This window comes from Granulicella aggregans (assembly GCF_025685565.1).
Taxonomy (GTDB): Bacteria; Acidobacteriota; Terriglobia; order Terriglobales; family Acidobacteriaceae; genus Edaphobacter; species Edaphobacter aggregans_B.
Map to the genome: position 1 here is coordinate 153,496 of NZ_JAGSYE010000003.1, position 12,554 is coordinate 166,049.

Annotated in this window: 13 protein-coding genes; 3 read left to right on the forward strand and 10 right to left on the reverse strand. The window is 59.0% G+C overall.

Translation table 11 applies throughout. The annotated features are described in order from the left end of the window. Window positions 1-54 precede the first annotated feature (54 nt). Together OHL18_RS16015 and OHL18_RS16020 are read left to right on the forward strand one after the other, a co-directional pair. The gene (locus OHL18_RS16015) at window positions 55-495 is read left to right on the forward strand and encodes an ATP-binding protein (protein ID WP_263375884.1); all 441 of its coding nucleotides are present in this window, start codon (window positions 55-57) and stop codon (window positions 493-495) included. A 14-nt stretch (window positions 496-509) separates the two neighbouring features. After that, entirely contained in the window at window positions 510-857 is a 348-nt protein-coding gene (locus tag OHL18_RS16020) for an STAS domain-containing protein (RefSeq protein ID WP_184213050.1), read from the forward strand. Window positions 858-993: 136 nt separating this feature from the next. Here the strand turns inward: OHL18_RS16020 and OHL18_RS16025 are convergent, their stop codons facing one another. Further along, window positions 994-1,575, reverse strand: a complete 582-nt coding sequence (locus tag OHL18_RS16025) for a LemA family protein (protein WP_263375885.1) — start codon at window positions 1,573-1,575, stop codon at window positions 994-996. 100 nt (window positions 1,576-1,675) lie between these two features. Beyond that, on the reverse strand, window positions 1,676-2,428 hold the full coding sequence (locus tag OHL18_RS16030) for a TPM domain-containing protein (RefSeq protein ID WP_263375886.1): 753 nt from the start codon (window positions 2,426-2,428) through the stop codon (window positions 1,676-1,678). Window positions 2,429-2,732: 304 nt separating this feature from the next. Between OHL18_RS16030 and OHL18_RS16035 the strand changes: the two genes are divergently transcribed. After that, window positions 2,733-4,817, forward strand: a complete 2,085-nt coding sequence (locus OHL18_RS16035; protein WP_263375887.1) for a S9 family peptidase — start codon at window positions 2,733-2,735, stop codon at window positions 4,815-4,817. A gap of 80 nt (window positions 4,818-4,897) precedes the next feature. Here the strand turns inward: OHL18_RS16035 and OHL18_RS16040 are convergent, their stop codons facing one another. From OHL18_RS16040 to OHL18_RS16075, 8 genes are all read right to left on the reverse strand, one after another. After that, window positions 4,898-5,287 carry a hypothetical protein gene (locus OHL18_RS16040; RefSeq protein ID WP_263375888.1) on the reverse strand — a complete coding sequence of 130 codons (390 nt, stop codon included), beginning with the start codon at window positions 5,285-5,287 and terminating at the stop codon, window positions 4,898-4,900. Window positions 5,288-5,362: 75 nt separating this feature from the next. Next, a complete protein-coding gene (locus OHL18_RS16045) occupies window positions 5,363-6,637 on the reverse strand; it encodes a sugar MFS transporter (RefSeq protein ID WP_263375889.1) in 1,275 nt (424 codons plus the stop codon). 153 nt (window positions 6,638-6,790) lie between these two features. Then, window positions 6,791-8,194, reverse strand: a complete 1,404-nt coding sequence (locus tag OHL18_RS16050; RefSeq protein ID WP_263375890.1) for a TldD/PmbA family protein — start codon at window positions 8,192-8,194, stop codon at window positions 6,791-6,793. A 195-nt stretch (window positions 8,195-8,389) separates the two neighbouring features. After that, entirely contained in the window at window positions 8,390-8,896 is a 507-nt protein-coding gene (locus tag OHL18_RS16055) for a TadE/TadG family type IV pilus assembly protein (protein ID WP_263375891.1), read from the reverse strand. A 13-nt stretch (window positions 8,897-8,909) separates the two neighbouring features. Further along, on the reverse strand, window positions 8,910-9,359 hold the full coding sequence (locus tag OHL18_RS16060) for a TadE/TadG family type IV pilus assembly protein (protein WP_263375892.1): 450 nt from the start codon (window positions 9,357-9,359) through the stop codon (window positions 8,910-8,912). Next, entirely contained in the window at window positions 9,356-10,651 is a 1,296-nt protein-coding gene (locus OHL18_RS16065; RefSeq protein ID WP_263375893.1) for a Tad domain-containing protein, read from the reverse strand. The genes OHL18_RS16060 and OHL18_RS16065 overlap by 4 nt, the downstream gene beginning before the upstream one ends. A 1,124-nt stretch (window positions 10,652-11,775) precedes the next feature. Beyond that, window positions 11,776-12,147 carry a type II toxin-antitoxin system HicB family antitoxin gene (locus OHL18_RS16070; RefSeq protein ID WP_263375894.1) on the reverse strand — a complete coding sequence of 124 codons (372 nt, stop codon included), beginning with the start codon at window positions 12,145-12,147 and terminating at the stop codon, window positions 11,776-11,778. A gap of 24 nt (window positions 12,148-12,171) precedes the next feature. After that, on the reverse strand, window positions 12,172-12,483 hold the full coding sequence (locus tag OHL18_RS16075; RefSeq protein ID WP_184213067.1) for a hypothetical protein: 312 nt from the start codon (window positions 12,481-12,483) through the stop codon (window positions 12,172-12,174). Window positions 12,484-12,554: the final 71 nt, after the last annotated feature.

Sequence of the window (12,554 nt, forward strand, 5' to 3'; positions counted from 1 at the left end):
CGATTCGCGCAATTCGAAAGACGCAATTCGAGAGACCCGGGGGCAGGGATACTTTTGGCCGATTCCACTACAAGCCGTGTCAGCTACACCCTCGACTCGTCGATCGAGAGCGTCAACAAGATTGAGCAAACGGCAGAGCTCTGCGCTACATCTGCCGGCTTCGACGAAGACACTGTCTCCAACATCTCCATGGCCATCCGCGAAGCTGCAGTCAACGCGGTCCTCCATGGAAATGCCTACGACGCGAACAAATCCGTGAAGGCCTCCTTCGAGACCACAGCGGAAGCTCTCACCATCAAGATCTGTGACCAGGGGCCCGGACTCGATCCCGACACCATCCCTGATCCACTCGCACCGGAAAACATTCTGCGCGGCTCCGGACGCGGTATCTTCCTCATTCGAGCGTTCATGGATGAGGTAAAATTTCGCCAGTTACATCCCGGAACCGAACTTACTCTCATCAAGCACCGCCCCCCCGCGCAATCGGGTACATAAGGAGAACATAGAAAATGAGCATGAAGGTCAGCACCCGCCAGGTGGATGGGATCACGATTCTCGACATGTCCGGCCGTATCACCCTGGGCGAGGGCAGCGTTACCCTCCGTGATGCCGTCCGCGATGTTCTCGCAAAGGGAACCAAGCAGATCCTGCTCAACCTTGGCGAGATCACCTATATCGACAGCTCAGGCATCGGAGAACTTGTGAGCGCGTTCACCACCGTCAAGAACTCCGGTGGCGAACTCAAGCTGCTCAACCTGACCAAGAAGGTCCACGACCTGCTGCAGATCACCAAGCTCTATACCGTGTTCGACGTAAAGGACGACGAAGCGTCGGCGATCGCGTCGTTTACGAAGTAAGCGAGAGGCAGCAGACAGCAAGTCAGCGAAAGACAGCACTCAGCAAAAAGGCCAGCGACCCAATCCTCCGGAGGCGCTGGCCTTTTCTGCTTTTCGCTGCATGAAGCTGCCTTTAGCTGCTCTTCGCTGCCTTTAACTAGTTGTTAAAGTCCACCTTTGGCGCGCTTCCGTTCTCCGGGTTCCCCTTGAAGTACTCATCCCGATACTTGAATCCAGCCATCCCGGCCCAGACGCTGTTGGGGAACTGCTGCACGTAGATGTTGTAGTCCTTCAGCGTATCGTTGTACCGCTTGCGCGCCACGGTGATGCGGTTCTCCGTCCCCGCCAGTTCGTCCGAAAGCCGAATGAACTGCTCGTTGCTCTTGAGGTCTGGATACTGCTCCTGCAGCCGGAAGAACGGCCCCAGCGCAACGTCTAGCTTGGTATTGGCCTGGATGCTCGTAGCCCGGTCCGGCGCTCCGAGAACGCCTGCGCGAGCATTCGCAATGTTGGTCAACACAGTTGACTCTTCCTTCGTGTAGCCCTTCACCGTCGCCACGAGATTCGGGATCAGATCGAGTCGCCGCTGCTGTTCCACGTTCACCGTCGAATACGCGCTGTCCACATCCTCATTTTTCTGCACCAGCGTATTCTTCGCTCCGATATAGCTGCCCCCGACCGCAAGCAACACCACCACGATCAGACCCACCACGCCAAGCGCAATCCATAAACCTTTCATCTGTCTTTCTCCTCGTACCTTCGTGTAACCAACTCTTGTCATCCTTCGCCGAAGGCGGAGGATCTGCTTCTGCATTTGTTTTTGCCTTTACACGCCCACCTCAAAAATCCCCACTGGCCCCTCCACCACCCGAACCTCCGCCACCAAACCCGCCGAACCCTCCACCGCCGCGGTCATCCCTGTCGCGCCCACCGCCACCTCCGCCCCCACCCATCATCTCCATCAGCAGAATAAAGATCCAGCCAGCGTTCCCGGTACTAATCAGGAAGATCAGCACCACCAGCAAAACGCCGCCGCCGATCACCAACTGCCAGAAACTCAGATGGACCGGCGTGCCTACCTGCTGCTCATGATAACGATGTACGGGCTGAGTCTGCGTCAACGTCACACCAGCATCGGTCGCGATCACCTGCGCGATCTTCGACACCCCCAGCGGAACCGCCGTATTGTAGTCATTCGCCTGCGCCGCCGGGGCCATGGCGCGGCCGATATCTCCCACCTTGGCGTCGTTCAAAATCCCCTCAAGCCCGTAACCCACCTCGATCCGCCCGCGCCGCGGATTCATCACCAGCAGCATCAGGACACCGCGATCAGTCCCCTTCGCTCCTACCTTCCACTTCTCTTCCAGGGCGACCGCGAACTCTTCGATCGTGGTCTCGCCGCCATCGTTTGCTTCGATGGAATTGACCGTAACCACTGCGATCTGCGCCTTGGCCTTCTGATCGACCTGGGTGCAAAGGTCCTCCACCTGCTGCTTCGTCTGCGGCGTCAGCACGCCCGCAAAGTCATTCACGTAACCCGTTGGCGCGGGAAGCTTAGCGACTGTCTCCGCCTGCAAACACCCAAGCGACACGACCAACACCGCAGCAAGAGCAAGCAACCGTTGCGAAAACGCCCCCGCCCAAAAACGCTGCCTAGAATCCGTCCCCCGCAGAGAAACTGTCTTGCTTAAGGGCACGGCTTCAGCCGTGCCACCAACGACCCCGATGACTCGCGGCTTTAGCCGCTGAGGTACGACTTCCGCTCTGTCCGCCACTCGCTTCAAAAAACTCCCAAAGAAATCCCGAAACATCCCACCCGATTCTACGCGCCGCCCATCAACTAAGTTCCCTCGCCGATCCAAGCGCTACGTCCGTTAGACGCGATATCCTCAACCCATGACTCTCGCCGTAACCACTGCCCCGCCAGTAGCCCGTACCGAGCCCACCGTCACCCCTCTGCACGGCGTCACCCTGACTGACAACTACGCCTGGCTCCGCGACAAGGCCTCCCCCGAGACCCTCGCCTATCTGAACGCCGAGAACGCCTACACCGAAGCCGCCATGGCCCCCACCCAGGCCCTCCAGAAGCAGCTCTACGACGAGATGCTCTCCCACATCAAGGAGACCGACGAGTCTGTTCCCTACCGCATGAACGGCTTCTTCTACTACTCGCGCACGGTCACCGGCCTGCAGTATCCTCTGCACTGCCGCCGCATCGCCACCGGCCCCAAATTCGACGAGAGCCAGCCCGAAGAGATCCTCCTCGACGTCAACAAGCTCGCCGAAGGCCAGCCCTTCATGTCCGTCGGTGGCATGGCCGTAACCCCGTCAGGGAGCATCCTCGCCTACACCACGGACAATACCGGCTTCCGCCAGTACACGCTGCACATCCGCGACCTCGCCACCGGCCAGGATCTCCCTGACACCGCCGAACGCGTCGGCTCCATCGTCTGGGCGGCAGATTCAAAGACACTCTTCTACACCACCGAAGATGAGCAAACCAAGCGCCACGACCATCTCTTCCGCCACACTCTCGGGACGGAAACTGCGAACGACGTTCTTGTCTTGCATGAAGAAGACGAACGCTTCAACGTCGGCGTCGGCAAGACCCGGGACGGCAAACTCCTCATGGTCGAGATCGGCAGCCACACCACCAACGAGTGCCTCATCCTCTCCGCACAGACGCCCACAGAAGCCTTCCAACTCATCGCCCCCCGCCTTGACGACCAGGAGTACTACCCCGACCATCGCGACGGAACCCTCTACATCCGCACCAACGACACAGGCCGCAACTTCCGCCTCGTCACCGCTCCGATCGCAACACCCGGCCGCGAGCACTGGACCGAGCTTCTTCCCCACAACCCTGACGTTCCTCTAGAAGACTTCGACCTCTTCGAATCCTTCCTCGTCACATCGCGCCGCGAACTCGGACTGCCCGTCATGGACGTCTTCCCGCTCAGCGGCGACCGCGAACTCGGCCAATCCGCCCGCATCGCCTTCCCTGAGCCCACCTACTCCGCTGGCTCCCACGTCAACCGCGAGTTCGACACTATCGTCTTCCGCTACAGCTACCAGTCACTCGTCTCGCCCGCCTCCGTCTTCGAGTACGACATCGCCTCCGCAACTTCCACTCTGCTCAAGATGCAGGAGGTCCCCGGCGGCTTCGATCCCGCCCTCTACGCCTCGGAGCGCGTGATGATCACAGCCGCTGACGGCGTCGAAGTTCCTGTCTCCCTCGTCTATCGCCGCGACTCCTTCAAGCGCGACGCCACCAACCCGCTCTACGTCTACGGCTACGGCTCCTACGGCTACGCTCTCCCCGTCAGCTTCAGCGGAGCCCGCCTCTCGCTCCTCGACCGCGGCCTGGTCCTCGCCTACGCCCACATTCGCGGCGGCGGCGAGATGGGCGATCCCTGGCACGACGCCGGCAAGATGATGCAGAAGCTCACCACCTTCACCGACTTCACCGCTGCTGTCGAACAGCTCACCGCGAAGGGCTACGGAGACCCCACCCGCGTCGCCATCGAAGGCGGCAGCGCCGGCGGCCTGCTGATGGGGGCGGTCGTCAACCAGCGCCCCGACCTATTCCGCGTCGTCCTCTCGCACGTCCCCTTCGTCGACGTCATGAACACCATGCTGGATGCCACGCTGCCCCTTACCGTGGCTGAGTACGAAGAGTGGGGCAATCCCAACGAGGCGGATGCCTTCGCCTACATGCTCCGGTACTCGCCCTACGACAACCTCAAGCCCGGCAACTACCCCGCCATGCTCGTCAAGACCAGCCTCAACGACTCGCAGGTCATGTACTGGGAGCCCGCGAAGTACGTCGCCAAACTCCGCACGCTGAAGCAGAACGACACGCCCCTCCTTCTACATACCAACATGGATGCCGGCCACGGCGGAGCCTCCGGCCGCTACGACTATCTGAAAGAGGTCGCCTTCGACTACGCCTTCCTGCTCACCCAGCTGGGCGTCGTCTAGTTCGCGATCGCGACTACGCAAAAAGAGCGGGATGGGCCATGCAGCCCATCCCGCTCTTCTATTCTCAGCCTCTTCGAAACTTACTGCTGCGGCTTCGGCTTGCCTTCCATCTTGTCGCCGACGTCCGCGATTCCGGCTCCGGTCTTGTGAACTGCCTTCTTGGTGCCGTTCGCGGTAGCCTTCGCACCCTTTTCAACGCCCTTGCCGGTATCCTTGGCAGCTACCTTGGTGTCGTGGCCAGCAACTTCAGTGCCCTTATTCACGCCTTTGCCGGTGTCCACCGCAGCTACCTTCGTATCGTGACCGGCGACCTTGGTGCCCTTCGCAACTCCCTTGCCGGTCTCCTTGGCAGCGGCCTTCGTGTCGTGACCAGCGTCCTTGATGTCCTGCCCGGCGGTCTGTGCAAACGCCGGTACCGAAGCTACAGCCAACGCAGAAGCCAATACACCCGTCAAAATGGTTCTCTTCATGTGAGTCTCCTATCTTTCGTAACTCAACTGTAATCTCTTGTCGCGCTCAGATGCTTGTGGAAGACTGCCCACCGTTTATGACGCTGCTGTAAGCAGCGAATGCGGCTCGTCCGGCTTGATCTCATACCCCTTGAAGCCGTAGTAGATGATGAAGATGTAGCAGAGGAACGGCAGCGTCATCGAGTGATGCACCCCGAACCGGTCTGCCAGCGCACCCATCATCACCGGGAAGATCGCTCCCCCGACAATCGCCTGCACCAGCAGGCCCGATCCCCGCCCGGTCAGCGGTCCAAGCTCCGCCACTGCCAGCGTGAAGATCGTCGGGAACATGATCGAGTTGAAGATGCCTACCGCGAGAATCGTCCACAGCGCGAAGTATCCAGTGCCAAGTAGAGAAGCCAGCACGAGAACGCAGGCACCCACTCCGGCCCATCCCAGAATTTTGTGGGCTGCAATCTTCTGCATCACCGCCGAACCGATAAACCGGCCCACCATCATGCCAGCCCAGTAGAAGGTGACGAGTTTCGCGCCCTTCTCCAGCGGCAGCCCGGCGATCAGAGGATCGTTGAAGTACTTCACCAGGAAGCTGCCGATGGAAACCTCAGCTCCCACATACACAAAGATCCCAATCGCTCCCAGGTACAGGTGCGGGTGATGCCAGATGCTGTCTTTCTGAATGTCCAGGCTGCTCGGACGGTAGTCCTGCGTCGTCTCAATCCGGGGAAATTTGTAGAGAGCGATCGCCAGAGCGAGCACGATGACCACACCCGCGATGGTGAGGAAGGGCAAGCGGAACACATGCAGCGGATTGGCCGCTGCCGTGCCGCTGAGAATCAGCGCTCCACCAACATACGGCGCGACGGTGTCGCCCAGTGTGTTGAAGGCCTGGGTCAGGTTCAACCGGCTCGACGCCGTCTCCGGCGGTCCAAGGATGGTCACATACGGATTTGCCGCAACTTGTAGAACGGTCACTCCGGCTGCCAGCACGATCTCCGCAGCCAGGAAGAAGGTATATGCACCGACCGCAGCCGCAGGTACGAACAGCACAGCTCCCGCGCCCATAGTCAGCAGGCCCACTACCATGCTCTTCTGATACCCTATCCACTCCACCAGCTTGCCCGCAGGCATCGCAAACACGAAATAAGAGCTGAAGAACGCTAGCTGGATGAGAGACGCCTGAAGATAAGAGAGCGTGAAGATCGACTGAAGGTGCGGAATCACCGCATCATTAATAACCGTGCAGAAGCCCCAGCAGAAGAACAGCGTCGTAACCATCGCCATGGCGCTGTAGTTTGTCGATCCTGGAGCTGCGGAAAGTGTTCGGGGGGTGCCTGTGCTTGTGATCGCCATCGGTGTCGGTTCGCTGCCTTCTCAGTGCGACTCTTGGGCCGCCTGTCTTATTTTTGTCCAGACTTTGCCCAAACCGGGCTTTGCAACCGGCAAGGCTTTTCGATGACGATACTACATGATCCCGTCCACCTCTGGCTCAACTTCCAGCGGTGCCTACGACCCCGCGATCATCATCCCCTCGACCCGGATCGTCGGAGCCGCGCTCGCTCCCCGGAAGACCAGGTCGTTCCCGATTGCGACGACATTCTTATACATATCCTTCAGATTCCCGGCGATCGTGATCTCCTCTACGGGAAACGCGATCTCGCCGTTCTCAATCCACATCCCGCTCGCACCCTGCGAGTAGTCTCCCGTCACCAAGTTCACTCCGAAGCCCATCGTCTCCGTCACATAAAGCCCCTGCTTCACGTCGCCGATGATCTCCTCCGGCGTCAGCGTCCCGGCCTCGAGGTAGAAGTTCCCCGCCCCGATCCCCGGATTCCCCGCTAGCCCTCGGGAAGCATTCCCCGTCGAAACCATCCCCAGCTTCCGCGCCGTATACGTATTCATCACGTAGTTCTTCAGAATCCCGCGCTCGACGATCACCTTCCGGCGCGTCGGCAGCCCTTCACCATCGAACGGCGACGTCCCAAACCCGCCGACTCCATCCCCGTTGTTCGGATAGAAGACCATCGTCCCGTCATCAACCACGGTAATGTTCTCGCCCGCCACCTGTTCGCCCAGCTTGTCCGCGAAGAAGCTCGCATGACGATAGATCGCGTCCCCGTTCGCCGCCTCGAAGATGTTCCCCATGATCGACCGCGCAATCTCCGGCGAAAACACCACCGGCGCAGCCTGCGTCTTCACCTGCCGCGCGCCCAACCGCTTCAGCGTCCGCCGGGCTGCCTCATGCCCAATCTCCTCGGGCGATTCGAGCAGCCGCGTCGTCCGCGAGTTCGAGTACCAATAGTTCCGCTGCATCCCGCCCGTCTCGCCCTGCGCAATGGGCGAAGCCGAGAACCCGCAATAAGACTTGCGGTACTCCCCGACAAACCCACGCGAGTTCACCATGATCTTGTGCGATGTAGATGTATCAAAGTCGCCGCCACCGGAGTTGGTAATCCGCGTGTCATACGCCATCGCCGCAGCCTCTGAGCGCCGGGCAATCTCGATCCGCTCAGCCGGCGGCATCTCATTCACATCTTCAAAGTAGAGGTGCTGGTCCTTCTCAACCTGCCCAAACGCCTCAGCCTCGGGCAGCCCCGCAAACGGATCTTCACTGGTCACCTTCGCCAGCGCCACAGCCCCACTCACCAGACGTTCAATCGATTCCGAAGAAAAATCTGAGGATGAGGTGCTCGCCGTCCGCTGCCCAAAGAACACCCGCAGCCCCACCGCCCGCGAACCGGACTCCTTCAACTGCTCCACCTGCCCCAGCCGCACCAGCGCCCCAAACTCCTCGCCCTCATACACCACGGCCTCGGCATCGCTCGCGCCCGCCTTCTTCGCCTTCGCGACAACATCGAACGCAAGCTGTTTCAGATCGGAAGACGACGGTGCGGACACAAGCGTAGACATGAATACTCCTTGAAAAGATCACCTCCTCAATCGTATTCGAGATCGCAGGAACCCGCCGCAGCAGCGACGCCACAAGTGCCACCCGCCCGACCTTTGTCATCCTTCGCGCATCGCAGAGTCTGTGGTGAATAGAGATGCAGGATAGTGCAAACACTCCCTAGATACATCAAGAACCCTAAAAATCGGGCAAGTCCGCTAACGGCTAATGAACCGGTAAGCCTGGACATCCAGCAGGCCCGTCCGCGTTCCATAGAATGGAATCGTGTACGAGTACGAGAAAACGATCACCCCAATCCCGACCAAGTCGCCAACATAGTTGCCTGTTGACGATCCATCCCCGTAAAGGACGAGGATGGTCGGCGGTTGCGTGGTCCCCGGCAGATAGAGATTCGCTTTCACGACGTTCTGTATCTGTACCTGGCTTGCTGGAGACAGGCTCGTGGAACTGTTCAGGCTCGCATACCGCGCGCCCACGTTCGCGGCATAGGTCGCGCTGCAAATGCTGACCAGCAGCATAGACAACTCGAAGATGCCAATAAGCAGCATGAAAAATACTGGCAACACCAGTGCGGTCTCGATCACCATCGAGCCCTGGTTTTCATGAGCCACTCGCGCGAAGCGATCCTTGAACGATCTCTTCGGTGCGCCCAACTCGGGCCCGAGGCCGACGGTCTTCCATAAGAGCCATTTTTTTCTCATCATGTGCTCTCTCCTTTCACTTCGTCCAGGGCACCCTGTAGGTGGCGGTAGCGCTCAGTTGCAAGCTGCTCGATATGCCGCTCCACTTGAGAACCGCTGGCACGTTCGCGTTCGCCGTGACTTGTACATACATGATTGGGGTGCCGTACCCGATGCAGGTTGTCAGGCTACTTACCGCGGCTCCGCCCGGCGTGCAGGTGTAGATGTTTACCGGCGTCGGCACGACGAGACCACTTATTCCCGTCCCCGCCTGCTGTGCGGCGAACTGCATGCCTCCGTAGTTCTTCTGGTTGCCTGGAATGATCCCGAGCTGCGCACCCGCAGCCGCGGCCTCTGTCAGCATCATCTCGGTACGGATATAAATCCCATAGTCAACTACTCCCGCCAGAATCAGGACGAAGACCGAGATGAACATCGCGAACTCGATCAGCGCCTGCCCGCTCTCGTTCTGGAGAAGTCTCGTCATTGAACCAGCACCGATTGAGTCCGGAATGGACTCCCTCCCGACAGCCACGAGAAGTTGCCGTTCTGCGTGATGGTGGTTGCGAAGAAGTAGGTGTTGCGCGTGATGAAGCTGCCGTAATTGGGCACAGTCCAGGTATTTGCCCAGACATAGAGACCGGTGTTCGGCAGATACCAGATCCCATCGCCGCTGAACGTGTCATTGGTGTTGAGTATGAAGTCGTTCGGGCCGGTGGCCACCCAGTTCCGATCGGCGAAGAAGAGTATCCCTGTGATCCCATCATTCGAGGTGTCGGTCGGCGCGGAGAGATTCAGTGTGCTCTGGCCGCCTGGTGAATTGCCCACCTGGAACTGCCCGTAGCTGGCTCCGTTTCCTTTGGTGAAGAAGAGCGTCACGCCGGTGCCGGTTATGGTTGAAAAGTTGATCTTCGCTCCGCCTGTGATGACGTAAAGCCCAGGATTCAGCGTCACCGTGGCATTCGTGATCGTCAGACCGATCGTGCTCGAAGTCCCGCAGTACGTCCCGGGGTTGAGCACTGTCAAGCCCGTGACGGTCTTCGAGGTAAAGTTGCACGAGCCGAACGTCGGCTGCGTAACGGAACTCGACAGCGGGTCCGTTATCACCGGAACGCCGAATGTCGGGTTGACCGAGGGCGGAGCGCCTCCATAGCTCGAACCCGTTCCCTGACCCTGCGTCTGCTGCGCGAACCAGCCTCCGCCGCCGGAGTTGCCGGACGTGCCCGAGACGTCCACACCAAACCCCCAGCCTCTGGAAAAGCCGTCAACGACAAAGTTGTAGTTGGAGTAGACCGGGCACGTCGCGAAGAGTGTCGCGCTAGCATCGTCGAAGGAGTTCACATACTGCGAGTTGTAGGCGCCGAGGAAGTAAGAACACGGTGGCACCAGCGCCACGCTTTGTGCTGTCATGGTCCATGTGCCTCCGTGCAAGGTCTCCATGAAGATCGTCTTTACTGTCTGTGTGACGGTTGCCTGTATCGCGTCGTAACGCCCTGCGTAGGGTCCGCTGGTCGGGTTCTGGATAACTGTCACGGTCGCGCCGTTGCTACCGTTCTTGAAGCCATTGATCGCGGCGTCTTCCTGGCCGTGCGTCGCCCAATCGAACGGCCCGGCGTTCGCGCCTGGTCCGGTGCGCTCCGCCTCCAGCTCCGCGCCCACCGCCGCTCCGTCCGCCGCGCTCTGCATCTGAATCTTCACCAGTTCCATGTGGCCGATGTCGATTGTCAACCCGCAGAAGAGGATGCACAGGATGAGCCCGATCGCGAAGATAGGGCTCATCGCGCCTCCTCGTGTTTCCGGCAGCGCCGTTCGTCTTTTTGAGAAGTAATCATGCGTCTGTTCCGGTGTGCCTCAATCTTTTCTATCCGGTGCCGCGCCCTTTTTCATTGATAGGATCTCCCGGAGGGTCCGGCTTGTCGGAAACTTCGCAATTTGGACCGGCCCACGCTCAAAAGGGCTTAGAGGACGATTCATGATGTTTGGTCCAGTGACCCCGGCAGAAACTGCTGAAGCCGATCATGCCTCTTTCGGAAGAGACCATGGCAATGGACACACTCCCTGCTTTGCAGGTCAGTTCGAGTTTCCGTGTGCTCTTAGAACTGACTGGGATCTCGCTACGAATCTGGTTTAGCGAGGTTCAAGCAGTAGTACCCAGAATTATGGTGAAGCGAGTAGGGCACCGAAAGAGGCACTAGGCTTTCTGATAATGGTCACATTTTTCGTCTGTCTACGAGCGGACTTGAATGTCCGCGCGAACGATAAATAGACCAGATAAAGCGGTCGCAGTTCTCGGGAAAGGAATATGCGAAAGCAGAGCCTTGAACCGTTGCCGACGGCATAACGCTATCAGCTTCGAGCCCAGATCTTTGTGGGATGGATCACATTACTTGTGCAACTTCTGCTCGATCATCCTCGATCGGCACTCATTTCCAGCTCTAGCGAGGCTGTGTCTTGGGATGCGGGAAAGCTCCCCAAACGGCTTGCCTGTATGACCCTCTGGAAAGAAGGTGCCGATCTCGAACTCATATCGACCCCTTGGAGGATAGTTCGTCACCACTTCGTTCTTGCATGGCGACCTACAGGGGATGGTGTACTTCCATCATGCGGGGCTAGCGTAAGTCATCGCTAGGACGCATTCAACCCGCGCCCTCCCAATGAACTGCCCAATGAACTGCAGGAGGCAAGCAATGCCCTATACCCATGAAGCTAAATGTCCACACTGCCACTTGATGATCCATCGCTGGCGTCTCGAGTGTCCAAACTGCTTGACGCGTTTGGATGTCGAACCGGGATCAAACATCCCCGTAGCGCCCATGTATCTGCATCGAATCCCTCAGTCTTCATTTCGTCCACGTTGAAGTCTGGCTATCCGAAGATCTAGACCCTCTTTTTATCGGCCGAAATTAGACAAAGTGCGTCCGCACCTTGCCCCCGTTCAGACTCCGCGAAAACAGATTCCACTTGAACCCGAACGGCCTTCTTAGTCTCCGCCGGATCTTCGCATCGAGCGAAGCCGCCTTCTCCTCCGGCATCGGCTTCACAATCATCCACTCCGCGTGGGTGCCCGCAGGAACGTCATCCATCCCCATGAACGGCTCCTGCGGGGAGCGCCCCTCGAGAGCCATCCGCTCCAGTTGGAACTCAAGCTCGTCGTGGATATTCTCTCGCAGTTCCTCGAGCGAGTGCCCGATGCTGGAGCATCCAGGAACATCGGGCACGTACGCGCTCATGTGGCCGGAACCGATCTGATAGATGACGAGATAACGACGAATCATAGAGGACCTTTAGTGCGAATCCCGTTAGCGCACGGGAAACTGTGACGGACGAGGCTCCCGTCCATCGGTCGCCTTCAAGAAATGCAGGCCCGACGGGCAGTACTCGGAATCGCTCTTCAACTTGTGTTCGACATGCGCGGCCGAACCGTTCTCGGCGCGGCGCTTGTACAGCTTCAAGGCCCCACCGCAATCCTTGCAGCGGAACTCGGTGTCCGCGTCCTCAAGAGCTTCTGCTACGGTCTTCACCTTCCAGAAGGGCTCATACCCTCCCGTTGCCTTCACGCGACGACGCTTGACCTGACATACATGGAACTGCTCGCGCTCTGCTGCTGCCATCGAATTCCTCCGGACACTTTAATCACGTACGGTTGGAGTGCTTGGATTGGACGTCTTGAGCCGACACGTCA